This window comes from Streptomyces mayteni, from assembly GCF_054783955.1.
This window is the reverse complement of record NZ_BAAGPR010000007.1, coordinates 58,931-83,440: the sequence shown is the minus strand read 5'-3', so window position 1 is coordinate 83,440 and position 24,510 is coordinate 58,931. Positions and strand designations below refer to the sequence as shown.

21 protein-coding genes and 1 tRNA gene are annotated in these 24,510 nt (G+C 73.8%); 14 read left to right on the top strand and 8 right to left on the bottom strand.

The window, feature by feature from the left end; all coding sequences use genetic code 11:
• Nucleotides 1-27: 27 nt before the first annotated feature.
• The 4 genes from ACYVPE_RS05550 to ACYVPE_RS05535 all read left to right on the top strand — a co-directional run bounded on the left by ACYVPE_RS05550 (nucleotide 28) and on the right by ACYVPE_RS05535 (nucleotide 6,498).
• Nucleotides 28-1,443 (top strand): SLC13 family permease, encoded by a 1,416-nt coding sequence (locus ACYVPE_RS05550; protein WP_461032257.1) that lies wholly within the window; start codon nucleotides 28-30, stop codon nucleotides 1,441-1,443.
• A gap of 45 nt (nucleotides 1,444-1,488) precedes the next feature.
• Nucleotides 1,489-2,700, top strand: coding sequence for a glycerate kinase family protein (locus ACYVPE_RS05545; protein WP_461032256.1), 1,212 nt, complete (start codon nucleotides 1,489-1,491; stop codon nucleotides 2,698-2,700).
• An 86-nt stretch (nucleotides 2,701-2,786) separates the two neighbouring features.
• Nucleotides 2,787-5,171: a beta-L-arabinofuranosidase domain-containing protein gene (locus ACYVPE_RS05540; protein ID WP_461032255.1), complete on the top strand. Its 2,385-nt coding sequence runs from the start codon at nucleotides 2,787-2,789 to the stop codon at nucleotides 5,169-5,171.
• A 160-nt stretch (nucleotides 5,172-5,331) separates the two neighbouring features.
• Nucleotides 5,332-6,498 carry an N-acetylmuramoyl-L-alanine amidase gene (locus tag ACYVPE_RS05535; RefSeq protein WP_461032254.1) on the top strand — a complete coding sequence of 389 codons (1,167 nt, stop codon included), beginning with the start codon at nucleotides 5,332-5,334 and terminating at the stop codon, nucleotides 6,496-6,498.
• Nucleotides 6,499-6,511: 13 nt separating this feature from the next.
• Here the strand turns inward: ACYVPE_RS05535 and ACYVPE_RS05530 are convergent, their stop codons facing one another.
• The 4 genes from ACYVPE_RS05530 to ACYVPE_RS05515 all read right to left on the bottom strand — a co-directional run bounded on the left by ACYVPE_RS05530 (nucleotide 6,512) and on the right by ACYVPE_RS05515 (nucleotide 11,607).
• Nucleotides 6,512-8,041, bottom strand: coding sequence for a fused MFS/spermidine synthase (locus ACYVPE_RS05530; protein ID WP_461032253.1), 1,530 nt, complete (start codon nucleotides 8,039-8,041; stop codon nucleotides 6,512-6,514).
• Between the two features lie 115 nt (nucleotides 8,042-8,156).
• On the bottom strand, nucleotides 8,157-9,506 hold the full coding sequence (locus ACYVPE_RS05525) for a flavin monoamine oxidase family protein (RefSeq protein WP_461032252.1): 1,350 nt from the start codon (nucleotides 9,504-9,506) through the stop codon (nucleotides 8,157-8,159).
• Between the two features lie 63 nt (nucleotides 9,507-9,569).
• On the bottom strand, nucleotides 9,570-10,382 hold the full coding sequence (locus ACYVPE_RS05520; RefSeq protein WP_461032251.1) for an IclR family transcriptional regulator: 813 nt from the start codon (nucleotides 10,380-10,382) through the stop codon (nucleotides 9,570-9,572).
• The gene (locus tag ACYVPE_RS05515; protein ID WP_461032250.1) at nucleotides 10,363-11,607 is read right to left on the bottom strand and encodes a flavin-dependent oxidoreductase; all 1,245 of its coding nucleotides are present in this window, start codon (nucleotides 11,605-11,607) and stop codon (nucleotides 10,363-10,365) included. The genes ACYVPE_RS05520 and ACYVPE_RS05515 overlap by 20 nt, the downstream gene beginning before the upstream one ends.
• Nucleotides 11,608-11,810: 203 nt before the next feature.
• On the opposite strand from ACYVPE_RS05515, the gene ACYVPE_RS05510 reads away from it, so the two are divergent.
• Genes ACYVPE_RS05510 through ACYVPE_RS05495 form a run of 4 tightly spaced genes read left to right on the top strand, consistent with a single transcriptional unit; the run spans nucleotide 11,811 to nucleotide 15,257 of the window.
• Nucleotides 11,811-12,833: an ABC transporter substrate-binding protein gene (locus ACYVPE_RS05510; RefSeq protein ID WP_461032249.1), complete on the top strand. Its 1,023-nt coding sequence runs from the start codon at nucleotides 11,811-11,813 to the stop codon at nucleotides 12,831-12,833.
• On the top strand, nucleotides 12,833-13,600 hold the full coding sequence (locus ACYVPE_RS05505; protein ID WP_461032248.1) for an ABC transporter permease: 768 nt from the start codon (nucleotides 12,833-12,835) through the stop codon (nucleotides 13,598-13,600). Before ACYVPE_RS05510 ends, ACYVPE_RS05505 begins: the two co-directional genes overlap by 1 nt.
• Nucleotides 13,597-14,442 carry an ABC transporter permease gene (locus ACYVPE_RS05500; protein WP_461032247.1) on the top strand — a complete coding sequence of 282 codons (846 nt, stop codon included), beginning with the start codon at nucleotides 13,597-13,599 and terminating at the stop codon, nucleotides 14,440-14,442. The genes ACYVPE_RS05505 and ACYVPE_RS05500 overlap by 4 nt, the downstream gene beginning before the upstream one ends.
• Nucleotides 14,439-15,257 (top strand): ABC transporter ATP-binding protein, encoded by an 819-nt coding sequence (locus ACYVPE_RS05495; protein ID WP_461032246.1) that lies wholly within the window; start codon nucleotides 14,439-14,441, stop codon nucleotides 15,255-15,257. Before ACYVPE_RS05500 ends, ACYVPE_RS05495 begins: the two co-directional genes overlap by 4 nt.
• An 8-nt stretch (nucleotides 15,258-15,265) precedes the next feature.
• Here the strand turns inward: ACYVPE_RS05495 and ACYVPE_RS05490 are convergent, their stop codons facing one another.
• Nucleotides 15,266-15,934 (bottom strand): TetR/AcrR family transcriptional regulator, encoded by a 669-nt coding sequence (locus ACYVPE_RS05490; protein WP_461032245.1) that lies wholly within the window; start codon nucleotides 15,932-15,934, stop codon nucleotides 15,266-15,268.
• Nucleotides 15,935-15,992: 58 nt separating this feature from the next.
• Between ACYVPE_RS05490 and ACYVPE_RS05485 the strand changes: the two genes are divergently transcribed.
• Nucleotides 15,993-17,570, top strand: coding sequence for an MFS transporter (locus ACYVPE_RS05485; protein ID WP_461032244.1), 1,578 nt, complete (start codon nucleotides 15,993-15,995; stop codon nucleotides 17,568-17,570).
• Nucleotides 17,571-17,634: 64 nt separating this feature from the next.
• On the opposite strand, the gene ACYVPE_RS05480 is transcribed toward ACYVPE_RS05485, so the two are convergent.
• The gene (locus ACYVPE_RS05480) at nucleotides 17,635-18,309 is read right to left on the bottom strand and encodes a response regulator transcription factor (protein ID WP_461032243.1); all 675 of its coding nucleotides are present in this window, start codon (nucleotides 18,307-18,309) and stop codon (nucleotides 17,635-17,637) included.
• Nucleotides 18,310-19,494, bottom strand: a complete 1,185-nt coding sequence (locus ACYVPE_RS05475) for a sensor histidine kinase (protein WP_461032242.1) — start codon at nucleotides 19,492-19,494, stop codon at nucleotides 18,310-18,312.
• Between the two features lie 200 nt (nucleotides 19,495-19,694).
• Here ACYVPE_RS05475 and ACYVPE_RS05470 point away from each other — a divergent pair, with 200 nt between their 5' ends.
• Together ACYVPE_RS05470 and ACYVPE_RS05465 are read left to right on the top strand one after the other, a co-directional pair.
• Nucleotides 19,695-21,185, top strand: coding sequence for an alpha/beta hydrolase (locus ACYVPE_RS05470; protein ID WP_461032241.1), 1,491 nt, complete (start codon nucleotides 19,695-19,697; stop codon nucleotides 21,183-21,185).
• 21 nt (nucleotides 21,186-21,206) lie between these two features.
• On the top strand, nucleotides 21,207-21,425 hold the full coding sequence (locus ACYVPE_RS05465; RefSeq protein ID WP_461032240.1) for a hypothetical protein: 219 nt from the start codon (nucleotides 21,207-21,209) through the stop codon (nucleotides 21,423-21,425).
• A 95-nt stretch (nucleotides 21,426-21,520) separates the two neighbouring features.
• On the opposite strand, the gene ACYVPE_RS05460 is transcribed toward ACYVPE_RS05465, so the two are convergent.
• Nucleotides 21,521-21,605: transfer RNA gene (locus tag ACYVPE_RS05460), tRNA-Leu, on the bottom strand.
• A gap of 129 nt (nucleotides 21,606-21,734) precedes the next feature.
• Here ACYVPE_RS05460 and ACYVPE_RS05455 point away from each other — a divergent pair.
• From ACYVPE_RS05455 to ACYVPE_RS05445, 3 genes are all read left to right on the top strand, one after another.
• Nucleotides 21,735-23,105 carry a M20/M25/M40 family metallo-hydrolase gene (locus ACYVPE_RS05455; protein ID WP_461032239.1) on the top strand — a complete coding sequence of 457 codons (1,371 nt, stop codon included), beginning with the start codon at nucleotides 21,735-21,737 and terminating at the stop codon, nucleotides 23,103-23,105.
• 150 nt (nucleotides 23,106-23,255) lie between these two features.
• The gene (locus ACYVPE_RS05450) at nucleotides 23,256-23,489 is read left to right on the top strand and encodes a chaplin (protein ID WP_461032238.1); all 234 of its coding nucleotides are present in this window, start codon (nucleotides 23,256-23,258) and stop codon (nucleotides 23,487-23,489) included.
• Nucleotides 23,490-23,638: 149 nt separating this feature from the next.
• The gene (locus ACYVPE_RS05445; RefSeq protein ID WP_461032237.1) at nucleotides 23,639-24,439 is read left to right on the top strand and encodes a chaplin; all 801 of its coding nucleotides are present in this window, start codon (nucleotides 23,639-23,641) and stop codon (nucleotides 24,437-24,439) included.
• The last annotated feature ends 71 nt before the right edge of the window (nucleotides 24,440-24,510 follow it).

Genomic DNA, 24,510 nt, shown 5'->3' with positions numbered 1-24,510 from the left:
CTCACCGCCCGTTCCGAGACTGGTCGGGTGATCCTCACCAACCGACAGGCCGTCACCCTCTGCGTGGCGCTGAGCGTCTGCGGCCTGCTCGCGGTCCCGACGAACTTCCCAGGGCTCGACGGTGACGCGCGCCTCACCCTCGCCGTGTTCGTCCTGGCCACCTGCGCCTGGATCGGCACCCCGGTCGACGACACCTATGTGGCACTCGGCGCCGGCCTCGCCCTCGCCGTCACCGGCGTGGTCAGCGCCGACACGCTCTTCGGCACCCTCGGCGACCCCACCGTCTGGCTGCTGATCTGCGCCTTCGTGCTGGCCGCCGCCGTCGCCCGCAGCGGCCTCGCCGCCCGGGCCGCCGCGTTCCTCGTCAGCGGGGCGCGCACCGTACGGCAGTTGGCGCACCTGACGACGGCCGCGCTGGTCGTCTCCGCCTTCGCGATCCCCGCCACCTCGGGGCGCGCCGCGCTCGCGCTGCCCGTCTTCCTGGCGCTGGCCCGGGCGTTGGCCCAGCACAAGCGGCTGGTGGTGGCGCTGGCGCTGCTCTTCCCCACCGTCATCCTGCTGTCGGCCGTGGCCACCCTGATCGGCGCGGGCGCCCACCTGATCACCGTCTCGGTGCTCTGGGAGACCACGGGGGAGCGCATCGGCTTCCCCCAGTGGCTGCTGCTCGGCCTGCCGCTGGCCGTGGTCTCCTCCCATCTCGCGGCCGAGGCCGTGCTGTTGACGACGACCAGGCGCGAGGACCGGCGCGTTCCGGTGCGGATCACCGCGGCCGAGATCGAGGAGCACGGCGGGCAGCGGGTCACCGGCCCGCTCAGCCCGGTCGAGACCCGCTGCCTCGGGCTGCTCGCCAGCGTCGTGGTGCTCTGGTGCAGCGAGCCGCTGCACCAGGTGCCGCCGGCGCTCGTCGCGCTCATCGGCGCGGTCGTCGTCACGGCCCCGGCCCTGGGCACGATCCGCCTCAAGGAGGCCCTCGGCACCGTGCCCTGGTCGCTGCTGCTCTTCATGGCGGCCACGATGGCGATGGGCGTGGCCCTCTCGGACTCCGGCGCCGCCGACTGGTTGGTCTCCGGCCTGCCGGACGACAGCACCGTGCCCGCCTGGGCGTTCCTCGCCGTCGTCGTCACCGTGAGCGCCGCGGCCCACCTGGTGCTCCAGTCGCGCTCCGCGCGCTCCAGCGTGCTGGTGCCGCTGGTGGTCGCCTCCGCGGTGGCCTGCGGGGTGGATCCGGTGGCCGCCGCGCTGGCCTCGACGGCGGCGGCCGGCTTCTGCCACACGCTGCCCGCCGCTGCCAAGCCGGTCGCGCTCTTCGCCGACGTGCCTGGCACCCCCACCTACACCCCCCGCGACCTGCTGCGGCTGTCCGCCGTGCTCGGGCCGCTGACCGCCGCCCTCGTGCTGGCGTTCGCGCTCGCCGTGTGGCCCCTGCTGGGCGTCGCCCCGTGAAGAACCCCGAGAGACCCGAGAGCCCCGTGAGAGAAGGAGAAGTCCGTGTACCGAATCGTGGTGGCCCCCAGCGGCCTCAAGGAGTCGCTGTCGGCCGCGGAGGCCGCCGAGGCCATCGCCGAGGGGCTGGCGCGGGCGCTGCCCGACGCCGCCGTCGAACTGCTGCCGCTGGTGGACGGCGGCGAGGGCACGGCCAGGGCGCTGGCGGCCGCGGGCGGCGGGCGCGTCGTGCCGTGCCTGGCCACCGGGCCGGTCGGCGAGCCGGTGAGCACGCACTACGCGCTGCTCCCCGAACCCCACGGCGGCCCCGGCACCGCCGTGGTGGAGATGGCGGCGGTGGCCGGCCTTGCCCTGGTGCCGGCCGGCCGCCGCGACCCGGCGCGCACCACGACCCGGGGCGTCGGCGAGCTGATCCGCGCCGCCCTGGACGCCGGGGCCCGGCGGGTCCTCGTCGGCTGCGGCGACTCCGGCACCTCGGACGGCGGGGCCGGCGCGCTGCAGGCGCTCGGCGCGCGGCTGTTGGATGCCGAGGGCCGGGAACTGCCGCCGGGCGGCGGCGCGTTGGCGCGGCTCGACCGGATCGACGGCGCCGGCCTCGATCCCCGGTTGGCGGCCACCGACCTCACCGTCGCGGTCAACCCGTTCAACGTGCTGTGCGGGCCGCGCGGCGTGGCCCGGGTCTTCGGCCCGCAGAAGGGCGCCACCCCCGCGCAGGTGGACGAGCTGTCCGCGGCCCTCGAACACTGGGCGGACGTCCTGGGGCGCGACCTCGCCCCGCCAGGCGCCGACCTCCGCACCGGCCCGGGCACCGGCGCCTCCGGCGGCCTCGGGGCCGGCCTGGCCGCGCTCGGCGCCCGGCTGCGGCCGCGGTTCGAGGTGTTCCTCGACCACCTCGACCTCGACGCCCGGCTGGCCGCCGCCGATCTGGTCATCACCGCCGAGGGCGCGCTCGACGCCCAGACGCCGTTCGGCAAGATCCCCGGCGAGGTGGCCCGCCGCGCCAAGGCGCTCGGCGTGCCGGTGCTGGCGCTGGCCGGCACCCTCGGCGAGGGCGCCGGGCAGGTCCATCTGACCGGCGTCGACGCCTACCACGGCATCCTTCCGGCGCCCGTCGCGTTGCCCGAGGCGCTGGCGCGCGCCCGGGAGTTCCTGACCGACGCGGCCGAGCGCGCCGCGCGCATGCTGCTGCTCGGCAGCCGGCTCCCGGCCAGGGCGGGGGTGGTCGACCGGCCGGTCCGCCCGCGCCGGATGCATTGACATGCCCTCGTCCCCTTCCTATCTTCCGTTCGACCCTCGGTTCGGCGTTCGACAGGTCGGACGCTTCGGAGTTGGAAAGGGTGCGAATGTCTTCCACCGCGTCATCTTCCGAGCCGCCGCCCGGCGCGTCCCAGGTCAGCCGCCGGCGGCTGTTACGGGCCGCCGGGGCCGCCGCGGTCGGCTCCGCCGCCGGATCGGCCCTCGCCGGCACGCCGGCCCTGGCCGCCACTCCCCGGGCCCCGGCCGCCCCGGCCCCGGCCCCGGCCCCGGCCGACTTCGGGGTGCTCGCGCGCCCCTTCGGGCTCGGCCAGGTCCGGCTCACCGCGAGCCGGTGGCTGGACAACGAGAACCGCACCCGCGCCTACCTGCGGTTCGTGGACGTCGAACGGCTGCTGTACAACTTCCGGGCCAACCACCGGCAGTCCACCAACGGCGCCGCGCCCGGCGGCGGTTGGGACGCCCCCTCGTTCCCGTTCCGCAGCCATGCGCAGGGGCACTTCCTCACCGCGTGGGCGCAGGTCTACGCCGTCTCGGGGGACACCACCTGCCGGGACAAGGCCGAGCGCATGGTCGCGGAACTCGCCACGTGCCAGGCCAACAACGCCGCCGCCGGCTTCAACACCGGCTATCTCTGCGGCTTCCCCGAGTCGGAGTTCACGGCCCTCGAGAACCGCACCCTCACCAACGGCAACGTGCCCTACTACGCCCTCCACAAGACGCTCGTCGGCCTGCTCGACGTGTGGCGGCACCTGGGCAGCACCGCCGCGCTCGACGTGCTGCTGCGGCTCGCCGGGTGGGTCGACTGGCGCACCGGCCGGCTGAGCACCCAGCAGATGCAGACCATGCTGGGCACCGAGTTCGGCGGCATGAACGCCGTACTGACCGACCTCCACCTCCAGACCGGCGATCCGCGGTGGCTCACCGTCGCCCAACGGTTCGACCACGCCACGGTGTTCGACCCGCTGGCGGCGGGCCAGGACCGGCTCAACGGGCTGCACGCCAACACCCAGGTGCCCAAGTGGATCGGCGCCGCCCGCGAGTACCAGGCCACCAGCACCACCCGCTACCGGGACATCGCCACCAACGCCTGGAACATCTGCGTCGACGCCCACACCTACGCCATCGGCGGCAACAGCCAGGCCGAGCACTTCCGCCCGCCGAACGCCATCGCCGGCTACCTCGACCAGGACACCTGCGAGAGCTGCAACACCTTCAACATGCTCGTCCTCACCCGCGAGCTGTTCACCCTCGACCCCGAACGGGCCGCGCTCTTCGACTACTACGAGCGGGCCTGGCTCAACCAGATGATCGGCCAGCAGAACCCGGCCGACGCCCACGGCCACGTCACCTACTTCACCCCGCTCAACCCGGGCGGCCGGCGCGGCGTGGGCCCCGCCTGGGGCGGCGGCACCTGGAGCACCGACTACGAAAGCTTCTGGTGCTGCCAGGGCACCGGCCTCGAGATGCACACCCGGCTGATGGACTCCGTCTACTTCCACCGCGACACCACGCTGATCGTCAACCTGTTCGCGCCGTCCGTGCTCGACTGGACGGAGCGCGGCATCACGGTCACCCAGACCACCTCGTACCCGGTCGGCGACACCACCACCCTGCGGTTCACCGGCACCGTGAGCGGCACCTGGTCGCTGCGCGTCCGCATCCCGAGCTGGACCACCGGCGCCACGGTCAGCGTGAACGGCACCGCGCAGAACATCGCCACCACGCCGGGCAGCTACGCCACCCTGACCCGCGCCTGGACCTCGGGCGACACCGTCACCGTGCGCCTGCCCATGCGCGTCGTGCTGCGCCAGGCCAACGACAACCCCGCAGTCGCCGCCGTCACCTACGGGCCCGTGGTGCTGTCCGGCAACTACGGCAACAGCGCCCTCGGCTCGCTCCCGGCGCTGGACACCTCCTCGATCACCAGGACCGGCACCGGCTCGCTCGCCTTCACCGCCAGGGCCAACGGCGCCACCGTCAACCTCGGCCCGTTCCACGACGCGCACGGCCACAACTACGCCGTCTACTGGAACACGGGCGGCGCGAGCGCCGGCACCGTCCGCCTCGTCAACGTGGCCAGCGGCCTGGTGCTCGGCGTCCAGGACATGTCCACGGCCGACGGCGGCCGCGCCCTCCAGTGGCAGGACTCGGGCACCGCGGACCACGACTGGGAGCCGATCCCCGACGGAACCGCGGTCCGGCTCCGCAACGCCCACAGCGGCAAGGTGCTCGGCGTCCAGGACATGTCCACCGCGGACAACGCGACTGTCCTGCAGTGGGCCGACAACGGCACCGCCGACCACCGGTGGACGCTGCTCGACCAGGGCGACGGCACGTACAGGATCCGCAACGAGCACAGCGGGAAGCTGCTCGGGATCCAGAACAACTCCACCGCCGCCGGCGCCTTCGCCGTCCAGGCCCCTGACGACGGCACCCCCGACAACCGGTGGCGGATCCAGCGCGACGGGTGAGGGCCAGGCCGCCGACCACCGCCCCACCAGGCCCGATCGGGCACCCGGGCACGAAGCGCGGATGAAGGACGCGACCGGCGCGTGGAGAGTCGGTGGAGCTGTTTCGCGCGGCGCGCCCGCCGGCCATGCCGGCGGGCGCCCGCCCCTTAGCCTTCCGAACGTGCCAACTCCCCACACGGACACCACAGAACCCATAAGCCCCACGCACCGCAGGGCGTCCCGGATGCCGCGCCGTGCCGTGATCGGCGCGGCGAGCGGCGTCGCCGCCGCCGGCGTGCTCACCCCGGCCGTCTTCGCCGTCACCGGCGGCTCCGACGACGGCGCGCCGGAGGCCGCGCCGGCCGCCGGCACCGACGACTCGGGACCGACCGAGCGATTCGCCACCACCCGCACCGAGGACACCTCGGGCGTCACGGAGGCCGCCGTCGACTTCCCCCTCACCTACGTCGGCCTCCGGCTGCCGGCCGGCGGCGACGCCGCCATCCGCTTCACCGACGCCGAGGCCGGCCAGGAGTGGCAGGCCCTGGACCGCACGGCCGACTGCGGCGGCGCCAACGAGGGCGCCACCCTGGTCGCCGCGCGCGGCGCCTCCCGCTTCGAACTGCGCCTCCCCGACGGCGCCCAGGACGTCGCCGGCCTCGCCGTCGACACCGAGCACGGCACCCAGCGGGCGCGGCCGGTGCCCGGCTCGCCGCAGCGGATGCGCGGCACGCGGTACCTCTCCCGGGCGGAGTGGGGCGCGGACGAGTCGCTGCGCTTCGACGAGAACGGCGAGCCGATCGGGGAGTTGACGTACTACCCGGCGCAGGTCATCACCGTCCACCACACCGCGACGACCAACGACTACACGGACGCCGCCGCCGAGATCCGCGCCATCTACACCTTCCACATCCAGACCAACGGCTGGACGGACATCGGCTACCACTTCCTGATCGACCAGGAGGGCCACATCTACGAGGGCCACTACACGGGCGACGACGGCATCCCGGCGCACGACGCCGAGGGCGACGTGATCACCGCCACCCACGTGGGCGGCATGAACTCCGGCAACATCGGCATCGCGCTGCTCGGCGACCTGGTGGACCAGCCGGCGACCGACGCGGCCCGCGAGTCCCTGGCCACCCTCATCGGGGTGTTGAGCCGCTTCCACGGGCTCGACCCGCGGGGCCAGACCCGGTTCGTCAACCCGGTCAGCGGCGCCGAGCGCGACGTCAGCGTGGTGAGCGGGCACCAGGACTGGATGGAGACCGAGTGCCCGGGCGCCACGCTGTACGCCGAACTCGACGCGATCCGCGAGGCCGCGGCCCAGGCCGGCGGCCTGGGCTAGGACCCGTCGGAACCTAGGACGACCGCCCCGCGTAGGGCGTCAGCAGCTGGTCGACCGGCGCGAAGTCGTCGGTCAGCACCTGGGCGTCGCCGATCCACTCCGCCACCTCGGCGCCGGTGACGACCTCCCAGTTCTCGCCGCGCTCGGCGATGCGCTCGCCCCACGCCGCCGTGTCGAGGGCCCGGTCGGAGGCCGCCGCCACCAGGTTGCCGCCGCCCGCGCCGTCGAACGCTCCGGGCTCCGCCGCCACCGCCACGTGCTCGAACTCCTCGAGCATCGTGGCGACGGCGGCGCGGGCGAAGGCGAGTTCGCCGTGGTCGATCATGTTGACGACGTAGGCGCCTTCGGGGCGCAGCACCCGGTCGATGTCCGCGACGGCCTCCCGGGTGGTCAGGTGCCACGGCACGCTGACGCCGCCGAACGCGTCGCCGACCACCAGGTCACGGGAGTCCGTGTCGATCCGCCGCAGGCCCAGGCGGCCGTCCTCGACCCGCACCCGCAGGTCCTCGTCGAGCTCGGCACCCAGCCACTCGCGGTCGACCTCGACCACGCCGGGGTCGATCTCCGACACCACGCTCCTGGACCCGGCGCGCACGGTGTCCAGGTAGGTCGGGATCGAAAGGCCGCCGCCGCCCAGGTGGTAGGCGTCCAGCGCCTGGCCGGCCGGGTACGCGGTGTCGATCACGGAGGCGATCGCCCGGACGTAGGCGAAGTCCAGGTGCTCGGGGTCCTCCAGGTCGACGTACGAGTGCCGCAGCCCGTCCAGCACCAGCGTCCGGCCGCTCTCCCGCTCCGGGTCCTCCCGCACCGTCGCGCAGTGGTAGCGGGTCTCCGCGTCGCAGCCGCTCGGCACCGCCGCGCTCGCCGTCACGCCGCCGCCGACGACCACGCTCGCCACCAGCGCCTGGCGGCCCAGCCGCCAGCCCCGCGTCGCGGCGTCCACCAGCACGCCCGTCACCACCAGGAGCACGCCGAGGCCGATCAGGATGCCGCTGACCGGCACGACCGAGATCAGTACGAAACCGGTCAGCACGGTGCCGGCGATGCCGCCCGCGGTGCCGATCCCCGAGAGTCGCCCGACCACGGTGCCGGTGGTCGACAGGTCGACCAGCAGCAGCTTGGTGACCATGGGGGTCACCGCCGTGAGCAGCGCGGCCGGCAGGAACAGGCAGGCGCCGCCGACCAGCAGCGCCAGATCGCCCTCCGCCGTGCCGACGAACCGCACCAGGGCCGGTGTCACCGCCACGGCCACCCCGGACAACACCAGCAGCGGACCGAGCGCCCGGCGCGGCGCGACGACGTCCGCCGCGCGCCCGCCGGCCCACGAGCCGAAGGCGATCGCCGTCAACGCGATGCCGATCACCATGGTGTTCATCTCCATGGTGAGCCCGACGTACGGCGCCAGCAGCCGCAGCGCGACCAGTTCGACGACCAGCACCGCGGCCGAAGAACCGAAGACGAGCACCGCGCCGACCCGAGCCCCGATCCCCGGCGCGCGCGCCGCCGCCTCCTCCTCCGCCACGACGCCCTCGCTCGTCACCATGCCCGTTCCTCTCAGCCGCCTGCCGCTCACTCACCGCGAACCTACAGGCAGCGGCGTGCCGTGCGACAACGGGGGCGACGCGGTCCTGGGGCGACGCGGTCCTGAGGCGCGCCCGCTACAGCGCGGCCCTGACCTCGACCGCGGCCCGCTCGCCGGACCGCACCGCGCCGTCCATGAAGCCGCCCCAGCGGTCGGCGGTCTCCGAGCCGGCCCAGTGCAGCGGTCCCACCGGGCTCGCCAGCCAGGGGCCGTAGCGGGTCCAGGCCCCCGGCGGCACGGCCGCGGTCGGCCCGCCGCCGGTGAACGGCTCGGCGCCCCAGCAGTGGTCGGTGTAGCCGACCGGTCGGCCGGCCTCGGGCCCGAACAGGGCGCGGAGGGCGCCGAGCGCCGCCCGCCGCCGCTCCTCGGCCGGCAGCGCGAAGAACGCCCTGGCGTGGTCGCCGCCGACGAAGCCGAGCAGGATGCCGGGGCCCAGCGGATCCCGGCCGACGTCGAAGGTGGACGACACGGGGCCGGTGTCCGCGAGGGTCTGCCCCGAGAGGCCGCGGGCGCGCCAGAACGGCCGCTCGTAGACCGCGTACACCTTGCCGAGCACGCCCTGCGGCCAGCGCTGCGCCAGCTGTTCGTGGCGCGGCGGCAGCGCGGGCGCGAAGGCGATGGTGCCGCGCAGCGCCGGCGGCACGGCCACCACGGCCCGGCGGGCGACGAGATCGCCGCGCGGCGTGTGGACGGTGACGCCCTCGCCGCGGCGCCACGCGACCCGCCGCGCGGGGGCGTTCAACAGCACCCGCTCGCCGAGCCCTTCGGCCAGCCGCTCCGCCAACGTGTGGGCGCCGCCGGCGAAGTGCTCCCGCTGGGCGCCGTCCGCCGTGTCCAGCATGGGGGAGAAGCCGCCGCAGCCGCGCACGTGGTGCAGGGCGTGCAGCAGCGAGAGTTCGCCCGGTTCGCAGCCCCAACTCGCCCTGGCCACCACGGCCATCAGCTCCCGGGTGGTGCGGCCGGCGCCGATGGCGCGCAGCCAGGACTCCAGGGTGCCGGCGTCGAGCCGGCGGGCGCGTGGGGCGAGCCACGGCCGTCCGGGCGGGACGCGGTGGGCCAGCCACTCGAACTGCCGCATGGTGCGGTCGAGATCGAGCAGCGCGAGCGGCGCGAGCCGGGGGATCAGCCCCGGGTAGGAGCGCAGCCGGCCCCGCCAGCGGAGCAGTTGGCGGCCGGTGTGGTGGGTGGGGACGGTGGCGACGCCGAGCTCCTGGGCCAGCCGCCGCACCCGCTCCTGTCCCGGGCCGACGAACGTGCCGCCCAACTGGACGGTCACCTCGCCGAGTCGACGGCTCCTGGTGCGCCCGCCGACCCGGTCGCCGGCCTCGGCCACCAGCACCTCGTGCCCGGCGGCCGCCAACTCCCGCGCCGCCACGAGCCCGGCGAGCCCGGCTCCGACCACCACCACATCGGCCCGCAATGTCATGCGCAGATCATGGCCCGGGTGGCGTTCGGTGGCTAGGTGTGTCGACCCCGGGCGTCGCCGCCGCTAGCGCGGCGCGGTCATGGCGTCGGTGATGGCGTGGCTTGTGCGGTGCATGCGGATCGCGATCAGCGGGATCCGCACCGGCTGGAGACGCTCCGCGGGCGCGGCCACCGCGAGGGCGGCGACCGGGGCGCGGGTCGGGTTGCGGATCACCACGCCCACCGCCGCCACGTCGTCCGCGCTCTCCCGGTGGTTGGTGGCGTGACCGGCGCGGGTCACTCCGGCGAGGTGCCGTTCGATGTCCTCCAGGGTGCGCAGCGTCCGGTCGGTCAGGGTCTGCACGCCCCTGGGATACAGGTCCCGCACCTGTTCCGGCGGCAGCGCCGCCAGGATCGCCTTGCCGGCCGCCGTGGCGTGCGCGGGGAGCACCATGCCGACGCGCAGGCCCACCCGGAGCGGCTGGCCGCTCTCCACCCCGTCGACGAACCGGGCGCCGTTCCCCTCCAACACCACCAGGTGGACGGTCTCGCCGGTCTCCTCGGAGAGCGCGCGCAGGTGCGGGCGGGCCACCTGGCGCAGGTCGAGGCGCGAGATCGCCCGCAGCCCGGCCTCGGCCAGGGCGGGCCCCGGCCGGTAGACGTGGCCGCTGTCCGGCTGCGCGGCGAAGCCCCGGAAGACGAGGGTGGAGAGCAGCCGGTGGGCGGTCGAGCGGGCCACGCCGAGCAGCTCGGCCGCCTCGTAGACGCGCAGCTCGCCGCGCTCGTCCAGAGCCCTGATCAGCCGCAGGGCGTTGTCGACCGAGGCCAGGGAGTACGGCGGCGCGGCGACCCACTCGTCGCCCGGCTCCTGCCCGGGGTCACGTGGGGCGGTTGACACGGTCTCTGTCATAGGCGGCGACCCTCTGGTAGCTCGCGGAGATCTCGGCCATCTCCTCGGTGCTGATGACGTCCTCGACGCGGGCGAACGGCCGATCACCGGTCCGCTCGTACACCTCTCGCAGGATCGTATCCGGCGGCCGGGTCCGGTTCGTCTCGACGACGGCGGCGGTCGCGGGCCGCCGTTCCGCCTCGTAGCGGAGCAGCGCCTCGCGCGGGTCCTCGCACCCGGTCAGCGCCACCCGCAGGGCGTGGGCGTCCAGGATCGCCTGCCCGGCGCCGTTCGAGCCGCGCGGCACCATCGGGTGGGCGGCGTCGCCGAGCAGCGTCACGGCGCCGAAGGTCCAGCGCGGCAGCGGGTCCTGGTCGACCATGGGGTACTCCAGGATCGTCTCCGCGCCGCGGATCAGGGCCGGCACGTCGAGCCAGTCGAAGTGCCAGTCCGCGAAGACGTCGATGAAGTCGTCGAGCCGCCCGGCCCTGGTCCAGTCGCGGCGGGGCGAGCGCGGCCGCTCGACCTCGGCCACCCAGTTGACGAGTTGGCGGCCGGCGGCGTCCACCCGGTCGCGCACCGGGTAGATCACCATCTTCCCCGAGGCCAGCCAACCGGCCCGCACCATGCTGGCGCCGCTGAGGAACGGCTCCCAGGGCGTCACCCCGCGCCACATCGTGACGCCCGAGTACCGCGGCTCGCCCTCCCCTGGATGGAACTGGGCGCGCAGCGCCGAGTGGATGCCGTCGCAGCCGACGACCACGGTGGCGCGCTCCTCGGTGACGGCGCCGGTCGCGGCGTCGGCCACCGCGAGACGCACCTGGTCGCCGGCGTCCTCCACCGAGACGACCCGCCGCCCCAGCGCCACCGCGTCCGCGCCGAGCCGCTCCCGCACGGCGGCCAGCAGCGTCAGCTGCACGTCGCCGCGGTGGAGCGAGAGCTGGGGGTGGTCGTAGCCGGCCCGCCTGCCGAGCGGCTCCCGGTAGACGAGCTGGCCGAAGCGGTTGAAGAACACCGCCTCCGCCGTCTCCACGCCCGCCGCGGCGAGCCGGTCCTCGACCCCGAGGCCGTGCAGCACGCGCATGGCGTGCGGCAGGAGGTTGATGCCGGCGCCGACGGGCTCGAGGCGCGGGACCGCCTCCAGCACGCGGCAGGGGATCCCGGCCTGGTGGAGTTCGAGCGCGAGGGTCAGGCCCCCGATTCCCGCGCCCACGATGACGACGTTGGTCTCCACTGCTCCTCGATTCCTCTCTGCGGAACGCGCCCTGCGCCGTGGGAACGACGTCCCCGGTGCCTTGACCGTAGGCATCGTGCCGAGCTGGACGGCGGCCACCGGAGCAAGATTCGCCATAGAAGAATTCCGCTGGCCGGTAATCCTCGTCGTCTCGGCGGCCACCTACGTTGCTCACACCCGGGCCGAGAGCGAAGGGGAGAACAATGATGTTTCGGGCGAGCGGCCCCACCGCACTGAGCGCCGTGCTCGTCGCCACGCTGTTCGGCGCCACCGGATGCGGCGTCGCGGCGGGCGGCGATTCCGGCACCGACGGCACCAACGTGGTCCGCGTCGGCGAGACCGACGGCATGCCAGCCGCGTTCCTGCGCTTCGGCCAGGAGCGCGGCATCTTCGCCGACCACGGCATCCAACTGGAGATCGACGCCTCAGCCGGCGGCGCCGCGGCCATCCCCGCGCTGGTCGGCGGCAACCTCGACGTGGCCGGCTCCAACGTCGTCAGCGGCATGCTCGCCGGCCACCAGGGCCTGCCGGTGCGGATCATCGCACCAGGCACCTTCGCCACCGACGACCCCCAGCGCGACTTCTCCGCCGTCCTGGTCTCCGAGGACTCCGACATCGAGGGGCCCGAGGACCTGGCCGGCGCCTCGATCGCCGTCAACACCCTCCAGAACATCGGCGACATCAGCATCGTCGCCGCCCTGGAGGAACAGGGCGTGGACACCTCCGACATCCAGTTCACCGAGATCGGCTTCCCCCAGATGCTGCCCGCGCTGCACAGCGGCCGGGTGGACGCCGCCTGGGTCATCGAGCCGTTCCTGTCCATCGGCGGACAACAGGGCCTGCGCCCCGTGCTGCGGCCCTACACGGAGGCCCGCGAGGGCCTCCAGGTCGGCTGCTTCCTCGCGACCGAGGACTTCCTGCGGGAGAACGGCGAGAAGGCCGAGGCCTTCCGCGCGGCGGTCGCCGACGTCGCGGAGTTCATCACCGAGCACCCGGAGGAGTTCCGGGCCGCACTGCCGGAACTCGAGGAGATGGCCCCGGCGCTCGCCGAGTCCATGGTGCTGCCCGCCTACCACGACCGCGTCGACCCCGAGTCGCTGCGGTTCGTCGCCGACCGGATGCTCACCAGCGGCTTCACCGACGAGGAGATCGACGTGGACTCCCTGATCGCCACCCCAGACGCCACCGCAGACGCCACCGCCGCGCCCGACGGAGGAGACGAGTGATGCGCAACGCACTCCTCGGCCTCGCCGGCGTGGCCGCCTTCCTCCTCCTGCTGGAGCTCGTCCCCCACACGGGACTGGTCGACGACCGCTACCTGCCGCCGTTCTCCGAGATGGCCCGCGCCCTCGGGGACAGCGCCGGCACCGCCGAGTTCTGGCAGGCGCTCGGCGACACCCTGCGGACCTGGGGCACCGGGCTCGCCCTGGCCTTCGCCGCCGGCACGGCCGCCGGCATGGTCATCGGCTCCGTCCCCGCGCTCCGCGACGCCACCGCCTCGACCATCGAGTTCCTGCGCCCCATCCCGGCCGTGGCGCTCATCCCGCTGGCCGTGCTGCTCTACGGCACCGGGATGGAGGCCACCCTCATCCTCGTCGTCTACTCCGCCTTCTGGCAGGTGCTGATGCAGGTGCTCGCCGGCGTCGGCGACGTCGACCCGGTGGCCCGCGACACCGCCAGGTCCTTCCGCTTCCGCCACCGCACCAGGGTCCTGCGCCTGGTGTGGCCCACCACCCTGCCGTACGCCGTGACCGGCTTCCGACTCGCCGCCAGCGTCGCGCTGATCCTCACCATCACCGGCGAACTCATCATCGGGACCCCGGGCCTCGGCCGCCTCATCGCCGTCGCGCAGTCCTCCGGCGCGGTCGCCCCGCTCTACGCGCTCGTCATCGTCACCGGCCTGCTCGGCGTGACCGTCAACCTGTCGGCCAGGCTGCTCGAACGCCGTGTGCTGCGCTGGCACCCCTCCGTGCGGCAGGAGGCCGCCCGATGACCTCACTCACCGCACGCACCGCCGTCACCCCCGCCCCCTCCCGGTCCCTCGCCTCCCGGCTCCGCCGGCACGGCCGACGTCTCGCCGCCCTGCTCGGCCTGCCCGCCGTGCTGGCCGCCACCTGGTGGATCGTCTCCGAACGCGCGGGCAACTTCTTCTTCCCGCCGCTCAGCGAGATCCTCTCCGAGTTCGGTCCCACCTGGTTCGACGGCCGCCTCGGCCACGACCTGCTGCCCTCGCTCGGCCGCCTCGCCGCCGGCTACACGCTGGCGCTGGTGCTCGGCGTCGCCCTCGGCGTCCTCATCGGCACCCGGCCCGCGCTGCGCGCCTTCGCCGAACCCGTGCTCGAGTTCTTCCGGGCCATCCCCCCACCCGTGATGGTGCCGATCCTCATGCTCCTCCTCGGCATCGGCACCACCATGAAGGTGGTCGTCATCGTCTCGGGCGCCGTCTGGCCGGTGTTGCTCAACACGGTCGAGGGCGTGCGCGGCATCGACGGACTCCTGCACGACACCGCCCGCGTCTACCGGCTCCGCCCGCTCACCAGGCTGCGGACCGTCGTGCTGCGCGGCGCCAGCCCCCAGATCGTCACCGGCGCCCGACAGGCGCTGTCCATCGCGATCGTCCTCATGGTGATCTCCGAGATGTTCGCCGCCAACAACGGCCTCGGCTTCTCCATCGTCCAGTTCCAACGCGGCTTCGCCCTGCCCGAGATGTGGACGGGGATCATCCTGCTCGGCCTGGTCGGCCTGCTGCTCTCCCTGATCTTCCGCGCCGTCGAACGCGCCGTCCTGGCCTGGTACCGCGGCCAGCGCCAGGCCCAACGAGGAGGTTCCCGATGACCACCACCGCACCCACCGAAGAACTGCTCAGCGTGCGCGGCCTGCGCAAGGTGTACGGCGCGGGCGACGGCGCCACCGAGGCCGTCCGCGACCTGACGTTCGCCACCAGGCCGGGCGAGATGGTGTGCATCGTCGGCCCCTCGGGCGCCGGCAAGACCACCCTGCTCCGCTGCATCGCCGGGCTGCTGCCGCCCACGTCTGGCGAGGTCACCCTGGACCGGCACCCGGTCTCGGGACCGCCCGAGGGTATGGCCGTCGTCTTCCAGGACTACGCCCGCAGCCTCTTCCCCTGGCTGACCGTCGCCCAGAACGTCGACCTGCCGCTGCGCGAGAAGGGCGTGCCCAGGGCCGAACGCCGCCGCCTCGTCAGCGAGTCGCTCGACGCCGTGGGGCTCGCCGACGTCCCGGGCTCCTACCCGTGGCAGCTCTCCGGCGGCATGCAGCAACGCGTCGCCATCGCCCGCGCCGTGGCCTACGAACCGCGCATCCTGCTGATGGACGAGCCCTTCGCCGCGGTGGACGCCCAGACCCGCGCCGACCTCGAGGACCTGGTCCGCGACCTGTGGCACCGGCTCGGCATCACCCTGCTCTTCGTCACCCACGACATCGACGAGGCGATCTACCTGGGACAGCGCGTCCTGGTGCTGTCCGCGCGCCCCACCGTGATCCTCGAGGACGTCACCGTCGACCTGCCGGAGACCCGCGACCAGCTCACCACCCGCAACGACCCGCGCTTCCACGCTCTCCGCACCCATGTGCACGGGCTCGTCCAACAGGCCAAACGCGGAGAGGCGGCCCGCAGGGCGGCCGCGTGACGTGACGATCAGCGGTGCCGCGGGTGGTGGTGCTCGGCGCGGTGGTCCGCTTCCGCGTCGGCCTGGGCCCGAAGAGCGTCGAAGTCCCGCGCGACGCCGGCGAGAAGCGTGTCGATGGCCTGTTCGACGGCCGCCTCGTTCACCGGCGCGTGCCCGAACAGCAGGCGGTAGTGGACGAGCGAGGCGAGCGAGTCGACCACGAGGGTGAGGTCGGCGTCCGCACGGAGGTCTCCCCGGGCCACCGCGCGGGCGAGCGTGGTGCGCACCGCCTCGCGCGGTGGCTGGAACAGGGTGTCCATGAACTCCTGGCGCAGGGCGGGGTCCGCTGAGCAGTCCGCCAGGAGCGGGCTGAAGAACTCGGGTCCCATGCAGGTGAAGGTCCGCACGATCATCCCCAGCGCCTCGTTGAGGTCGCACAGCGTGCATCCGGTGTCCACCGGCCCCACGTCGCCGAGCCGCCGCTGGAGCTCGGCGAGGACGAGCTGCTGCCGAGTCGGCCACCGCCGGTAGACCGCGGTCTTGCTCACCCCCGCGTGCCGGGCCACCTTCTCGACCGCCAGCGCGCCGTATCCCGACTCCTCGAGCAGTTCGGAGACCGCGTCGAGCACGGCGGTGTCGATGTGGGCGTCGCGCGGACGCCCGACGAGCCCTCTTCCGGTGGTCATCCGCTCCGCCATGCCCCTCATTCTCGCCCAGGATTAGAATACGATACGTATCGTATGTTAACGTCGGCGCATGCCGTTACCTCCCCTGAACGAGCCTGGTTCCCGCGCGGGACGACGCGAATGGCTGGGCCTCGCGCTGCTGGCACTGCCGCTGTTCGTCCTCGCGACGGACGCCAGCGTCCTCTTCCTCGCGGCGCCGCACATCGGCGCCGACCTGGACCCCAGCCCCACCCAGTGGTTGTGGGCGCTCGACGTCTACGGGTTCGTGATCGCCGGGTTCCTGGTCACCATGGGCGCCGTCGGAGACCGCATCGGACGGCGGCGGCTGCTGCTGATCGGCAGCCTCGCCTTCGCGGCGGCGTCGACCTGGGCGGCGCTGGCCACCACCCCGGAGGAGTTCGTCGGAGCGCGCGCGGTGTTGGGCTTCGCCGGCGCCACGCTGATGCCTTCCACGCTCGCCCTCATCCGCACGATGTTCCGCGACGACCAGCAGCGCACCTTCGCGATCGCCGTCTGGATGACGACGTTCTCCGTCGGGGTCGCCGTCGGCCCGCTGATCGGTGGAGCGCTGCTACAGGCCTTCTGGTGGGGGTCGGTGTTCCTCGTCGCCGTCCCGGTGATGCTGCTCGCCACCGCCCTCGGGCCGATCCTGCTGCCCGAGAGCCGGGACCCCGCCCCGGCCAGGGTCGATCCGCCCAGCGTCGCGCTCTCCGTCATCGCCCTGATCGCCGTCGTCTACGCGGTCAAGGAACTGGTCACGGTCGATCCCGAGCCCTCGATCCTGGGCGTCCTGGCGGTGGGTCTCGTCTCCGGCGCGGTCTTCGTCCGTCGTCAGCGCGGCATCGCCAACCCGCTCGTCGATCCCGCGCTGTTCCGCTCCCGGGCGTTCCGGACGGCGCTGCTCGTTCTGACCGTCGGCATCTTCACCGTCACCGCGGTGAACTTCCTGGTGCCGCGGTTCCTCCAGTCGGTCGCCGGCCTCGCGCCGCTACCGGCCGGGCTGCTGACCGCGCCGATCGCGCTGTCGGCGATCGCCGGCTCCCTGGCCGCCCCCGGCCTCGCGCGCCGCTGGAGCCCGGCCGCGGTCATCGTCGCCGGAGCGGCGCTCTCGCTCGCCGGCTATCTCGTGCTCGCCCAGGCCACGCCGGAGAGGCCACTGTGGATCGTCGTCGTCGGTGGCGCGCTCGCGGTGCTCGGCCTGAGCCCGGCCACGGTCCTGACGACCGATCTGGTCGTCACCTCCGCACCTGAGGAGCGCGCCAGCTCGGCGGCCGCGCTCTCCGAGACCAGCGGCGAGCTCGGCGTCGCCCTCGGGATCGCGATCATGGGAACGATCCTCACCGCCCTGTACCGCTTCGGGCTCACCGACGGCCTGCCCGCCGACCTCGAACCCACCGCGGGGGACGCCGCCCAGGACGGCCTCCCCGCGGCCGAACGCGCCGCCGAGGCACTGCCACCCGAGCTGGCCGACACCCTCATGACAGCGGCACGCGAGTCCTTCGCCTCGGCGTTCGGCACCGTCGCCCTCCTCTGCGCCGGCATCACCGTCGCCCTCGCGGCGGCCGCCGCCCGCTGGCTACGCCGACCCACCGCCGACCGGTCGAGCACCCCACCGCCGCGTGACGACCGGGCGGCGAGCCACGGCTGAGGCGGAACGCGCCACGCGGCGCCGTCTCCGGCCGGTTCCCGGCCCGTGCCCGGACCAGGGCGCGCTACTCCGCGTCGCGGACCAGGAGCGCGATCTGCACCCGGTTCTCGACCGCCAGCTTGGCGAACAGGTTGCCCGTGTGCGCCTTGACGGTCGCGACGCTGATGCTCAGCCGCTCGGCGATCCCCGGATTGCCGAGGCCGTCCGCGATGGCCCGAGCCGTGTCGCGTTCTCGCTCGCTCAGCGCGGCCAGCCGTTCCCGCGCGGCCCGGCGGGACGCGTCGCGGGCGTCGGACGACCCAGGACCGGTGGCCGCCGCGATCACCCGTGCCGTGGCGGCCGGGGACAGCGCGGGATTCCCCTCCGCGACCGCCCGCACCGCGTCGACGATCCGCGCCGGCGGGGTGTCCTTGAGGACGAACCCGAGCGCTCCGGCGCGCAGCGCGCCGAGCACCAGATCGTCGGAGTCGAAGGTGGTCAGCACGAGCACCCGCGGCGGCGCCGGGCGGGCCAGGATCTCCCGGGTCGCACTGAGCCCGTCACGGCCGGGCATCCGCACGTCCATCAGCACGACGTCCGGCCGCCGCTCGTCCACCACGCCGATCGCGGCGTCCCCGTCGGCCGCCTCGGCGACCACCATCAGGTCCGGTTCGCCCTCGATGACGAGGCGCAGCGCCATCCGCACCAACTGGTCGTCGTCGACGATGACGATGCGCACCGGCTCCCGCTCGCTCTCCACTCACGCTCTCTTCTCTTCGGTGTGCCTCGGCCAGGGGAGGCGTGCGGTGAGGACGTACCCGCTGTCCGGCGTCGGGTGGTGGTCGAGCTCCCCGCCGGCGAGGGCGAGGCGTTCGGCGACGCCGAGCAGGCCGAACCCCGAGGACGGCGGTGGCGCGGCTCCCGTGGTGGCCCGGGAGTTGCGCACGATGACCCGCAGTTCTCCGCCGGCCTCCCCGTCGACGGAGATGTCCACGGCTGCCCCGGGGGCGTGTTTGGCGGCGTTGGTCAGCCCCTCCTGGACGATCCGGTAGCAGGTTCGGCCGACGACGTCGGACGGCTTGCCCGTCACGGTGGTGCCGAGCGTGACGTCCATCCCGGACGCGCGGGCGTCGGTCACCAGCTCCGGAACGTGGTCGAAGGACGGCTGCGGTGGTTCCGGCCGGCCCGGGGCGGCGCGGAGCACACCGAGGACGTCCCGTAGTTCTTCCAGCGCCTGGTGCGAGCTGTCGGCGATACTGCGGACCAGCGCGCGGTTCTCCTCGGCTGAGAGGTCGCCGCGGTGGTCGAGCACCCCGGCCTGCAGGGCGACCAGCGAGATCCGGTGCGCGAGCACGTCGTGCATCTCGCGGGCGATCCGGTTCCGCTCCAGCGCCCGCGCCTGAGCGGCCCGGGCTGCCTGTTCCCGTTCCGCGCCCTCCGCCCGCTCCCGCAGGGACCGCACCTCGGCGCGCCGCGCGCCGACGGCCACGCCCGCGGCCACCGCGACCCCGGCGGCCAGCGTCGGCAACGCGAGCAGGAGCCACCACGGGCCGGCCGGGTCCGCCACCGGGTAGAGCCCGGGGGCGAACTGCGACGAGGCCACGAGGGCCAGCACCACGACGCCGATCTCCAGGGGGCGGCGTCGGGCGGCGATCGAGCCGAGCGCCAGCAGCGCCGCGCCGGTGGCGAGGGCCGACGCGGTGGAGGCGATCGCGACCATGACGGCGACGGCGAGCGGGAAGCGCCGCCGCAGCGTAAGCACCGTCAGACACCCCAGGGCGACCAGCGGATCGCCGACTTCCCACCAGAATCCCGGCCCCGTCGCCCGCTCCCGGGCCAGCAGCACTCCGGTGGCGAACCAGAAGGGGACGCCGAAGGCGGCGGCCGCCGCCAGCCTCCCCGCCTGCTGCCACCCGCCGAGCCGTGGCGCCACCTCCGTGTTCACCCGATCAGTATCGCGGCCGGCCGCGGCCGGCGAATCAGACCGGAGGACGACCTCCCTTCGACGAAAGTCGAACCGTCACCTCGCCCCGGGGCGAAGCCGGTTCGAGCCGCCGGGCCGATGTGCCCGGGGCGGCCGCTGGACAGACTCGGTTCCCGCGGTGCCCCTTACCCGTCCCCGCACACCCCTGAGGAGAACACCACATGCGCAGAAGCCTGTCCTCCCTCGCCCTCGCCGCCACGGCGATGGCGGCGACCGCCGTTCCGGCAGCCTCGGCGGCGACCCTCGACACGGAGACGGAGACGGAGACGGAGACGGAGAGGCCGGAGAGCGTGGCATGGGGCCCGTGCCCCGAGGAGGTGAACTCGCCCCGCCTGGAGTGCGCGACGCTCGACGTCCCGCTGGACTACCGGGATCCGGACGGCCGGCGGATCGAGATCGCCATCTCCCGGCTGGCGAGCGACGAACCGTCGCGGCGCCGCGGCGTGCTGCTGACCAACCCGGGCGGCCCCGGCATCTCGGCCCTCGGCTACCCGGCCGTGCTCGCCTACGTGGGACTGCCGCAGGAGGTGCTCGACTCCTACGACGTGATCGGCTTCGACCCGCGCGGTGTCGGTCACAGCACGCCGGTGACCTGCGACCTGACGCCGGAGCAGCAACAGCGCGGGACCTTCCTCCGCCACGCGCGCGACGCCGCCGACGTCACGCGCGAGGCGGAGTACGCGCGGACCCTCGCCGAGCAGTGCGCCACCTCGTCCACCGCGTGGATGCTGCCGCACACCACCACCGCGAACACCGTGCGCGACATGGAACGGATCAGGGCGGCGCTCGGCGAACCGAGGGCCTCCTTCCTCGGCGGCTCCTACGGCTCCTACCTCGGCGCGGCGTACGCGACGATGTTCCCCGAGCGCGGCGACCGGATCGTGCTCGACAGCAACCTGGGCCCCGGTGGCTACGACGTGACGGCCATGCGGAGGTTCGCCCCCGGTCTCGAGGAGCGCTTCCCGGACTTCGCGGCGTTCGCGGCAGCGCGCCCCGAGTACGGTCTGGGCACCACTCCCGAGCAGGTGACCGCGACGTTCTTCGAGCTCGTGGAGCGGTTGGACGAGGAGCCGGTCCAGGGCGTCGACGGGAACTGGTTCCGCGGGGTCACCTTCGACCGCCTCTACAGCGACGCGACGATGCCCGAGCTCGCCGAGATCTGGCAGGCGCTGGACACGGACCAACCCCTGCCGCCCGTCCCGCCGATGCCGAACATGGAGAACGCCATGTCCGCCCGGATGCATGTGATCTGCGCCGACTCGCGCTGGCCTGACACGGTCCGGGAGTACCAGCGGAACGTCGCGCACGACCGGCAGCGGTACCCGATGCTCGGCGGGTCCTCGGCCAACATCGGACCGTGCGCGTTCTGGCCGACCGAGGGCATAGAACGGCCGCTGGAGATAGGCGACCGGGGCCCGTCGAACGTGCTCATGGCGCAGAACGAACGCGACCCGGGTACGCCGCTGGCCGGCGCCAGGGAGCTGCGGCGGGCGCTGGGGGACCGGGCCACGATGGTGACGGCCGACCAGGGCGGGCACGGCGTCTACCCGTTCGGCGCCAACACCTGCGCGAACGACGCGGTGACCGAGTTCCTGACCACCGGCCGACGCCCCGCGCGGGACCTCGCCTGCCCGGCGGAACCGAACGAGTAGACGGGAGCCGGGGCATGCTCGATGAGTGGCGACGGCGTCGAGGCGGCCCTCCTCGTCCTGCGGATCGTCGGACCGATCACCCAGGTGGAACCCGTCGCCCAGCGCGTCCGGACCCTCACCTCACCCGTCGATCCGCCGGTCCGGCTCAACATCGCGATGGTGCTCGGCACCGTGGCGGCCAGCACGGAGCGGGCACTGCGCCTTCGCTACAGCCGGATCCTCGACGGCACGGCGGGCTGACCCCGCCTCCCGGGACCGGCCGGCGCCACGCCCACGAAACACAGATGGTGCCGGCCGAGAGTCGACCGGCACTATCAGGTGTGCGCGTACTGATGTGTCCGAGGGGGGACTTGAACCCCCACGCCCTTAAACGGGCACTAGCACCTCAAGCTAGCGCGTCTGCCATTCCGCCACCCGGACGGGGTGTGTGTCGACCGGAGCGCGGTGCGCGCGGCGACGTGGGAAACCATAGCAAAGTCCGGGCGTTGGTGATCTCCACGGGAGTCGGGAGGCGATCGGCCTTGGGCCGGTCGCGTGGGTGGAGGCAGGATGGGGGCACCCATCGCAGGAGGAGGCAGCGTGAGCCAGTCGAGCCCCACCCAGGGCCGTGCCGAAGCCGGACAGCGTGCCGAGGACGAGGTCGTCGGCATCTGCCGCGACCTGATCCGGATCGACACCAGCAACTACGGGGACCACTCAGGTCCTGGCGAGCGGGCCGCCGCCGAGTACGTGGCCGAGCAGCTGGCCGAGGTGGGCCTGGAACCGCGGATCTTCGAGTCGCACCCGGGGCGGGCCTCGACCGTGGCCCGGATCGAGGGCGACGACCCGTCCCGCCCCGCGCTGCTCATCCACGGGCACACCGACGTGGTGCCGGCCAACGCCGCCGACTGGACGCACCACCCGTTCTCCGGCGAGATCGCCGACGGCTGCGTCTGGGGCCGGGGCGCGGTGGACATGAAGGACATGGACGCGATGACGCTGGCCGTGGTGCGGGACCGGCTGCGCTCCGGCCGGAAGCCGCCGCGGGACGTCGTGGTGGCGTTCCTGGCCGACGAGGAGGCCGGCGGTGTCTACGGCGCCCGGCACCTGGTCGACAACCACCCGGATTTGTTCGAGGGCGTCACCGAGGCGATCAGCGAGGTCGGCGGCTTCTCGTTCACCGTCAACGAGAACCTGCGGCTCTACCTGATCGAGACGGCCGAGAAGGGCATGCACTGGATGCGCCTCACGGTCGACGGCACCGCGGGCCACGGCTCGATGACCAACGACGACAACGCCATCACCGAGCTGTGCGAGGCCGTGGCGCGCCTCGGCCGGCACAAGTTCCCGGTGCGGGTGACCAAGACCGTCCGCTCCTTCCTCGACGAACTCTCGGACGCCCTGGGCACCGAGCTCGACCCGGAGAACATGGACGAGACGCTGGCCAAGCTCGGCGGCATCGCCAAGATCATCGGCGCCACACTGCAGAACACGGCGGCGCCGACCCAGCTGGGCGCCGGCTACAAGGTCAACGTGATCCCCGGCCAGGCCACCGCCCACGTGGACGGGCGGTTCCTGCCCGGCTTCGAGGAGGAGTTCCTGGCCGACCTCGACCGGATCCTCGGCCCCCGGGTGCGGCGCGAGGACGTGCACTCCGACAAGGCGGTGGAGACCAGCTTCGACGGCGCCCTGGTGGAGGCCATGCAGTCCGCGCTGGTGGCCGAGGACCCGATCGCGCGGGCCGTGCCCTACATGCTGTCCGGCGGCACCGACGCCAAGTCCTTCGACGACCTGGGCATCCGCTGCTTCGGCTTCGCCCCGCTGAAGCTGCCCCCGGAGCTGGACTTCGCCGGCATGTTCCACGGCGTGGACGAGCGGGTGCCCGTCGATGGACTGAAGTTCGGCGCCCGGGTGTTGGACCGTTTCCTCGACCAGTGCTGAGCTGACACCGCCGACTCGAAAGACCGGACGCGGGTACGAAACTCATCCGAGTGGGTGAAAGTCCGTGCCCGCGAGTACCCATGATCTGAGGGCCTCGTTACAACCGGTGCGGCCCCCGGCCGGGGCCGCGTTGTCAACGAGGAGGAAATAATGATCAAGAAGGTTGTCGCCACCGCGGCCGCCGCCGGCGGCCTGGTCATGGCGGGTGCGGGGCTCGCCTCGGCCGACTCCGACGCGGCCGCCGCCGCGATCGGCTCCCCCGGCGTGATCTCCGGGAACAACATCCAGGTGCCGATCGACCTCGCGGTTCAGCTCTGTGGCAACACGATCGACATCGTCGGCCTCCTGAACCCGGCGTTCGGCAACTTCTGCGCCATCAAGTGATGCTTCGCCCCACACTTTGAGGGCCTGGTCGGGCGGTCCCGCGGCACGTGCATCGCGCCGCCGGGGCCGCCCGGCCGTAGTTCGGTCGTGGGTGCCCTCATCCCCCCACCCCGCGACCCACTCTCACGACGAGGCAGGGAAAACGACAGATGCGTCAGGTCAGAAAGAAGGGCCTGCTCACCGTGGTCGCCGCCGGCGGGGTCTTCGCGATCTCGGGCGGCACCGCGTTCGCGGACTCCGACGCCGCCGGGGCGGCCGTCGGCTCACCGGGGGTGGCGTCAGGCAACAACGTCCAGGTGCCGGTCAACGTGCCGGTCCAGGTCTGCGGCAACACGATCAACGTGGTCGGCGTGCTCAATCCGGCGTTCGGCAACAAGTGCGTGTCCGAGGGCGGCTCCCACGGCGGGCACGGCGGCCACCAGGCCGGCGACGGGGCGGAGGCCGGGGCTGCGGCGGTCGACTCACCGGGTGTCGGCTCGGGCAACAACGTCGAGGTCCCGGTGGACGTGCCGGTCCAGGTCTGCGGCAACAGCGCGGACGTGGTCGGCGTGCTCAACCCGGTGTTCGGCAACGAGTGCCAGGAGGGCGGCGGCCCGGAGCGGCCGCGCGACCCGCAGGGCCCTGAGCAGCCGGGCCCCGAGCACCCGGGCGAGCCGGGTCACCCGGGGCAGCCCGGCAACCCGGGCCCGGGCTCCGAGGAGCCCGAGGGCCAGACGCCGCACGACCCGACGGCCGGCGACCCCGAGACCGCCGAGCCCGGGCCGCGGCCCGCGGGCTCGGTGGCCGAGGCCCCGGCCGAGGAGAGCGCGGCGGAGGAGAGCGCGGCGGAGGGTGAGCTGGCCGAGACCGGCAGCGAGCTGCCGCTCGGCGCGATCCTCGCGGTCGGCGGCGGGCTGCTGCTCGGCGGCGGCGTGCTCTACCGGCGGGCGCGGGTGGCACACCGGGGCTGAGACCGGCCCCTCCGGGCGGGCGAGCCGTCCGGAGTGAACCGTCAGGAGTGGGTTCCGTGTCACACGGGGCC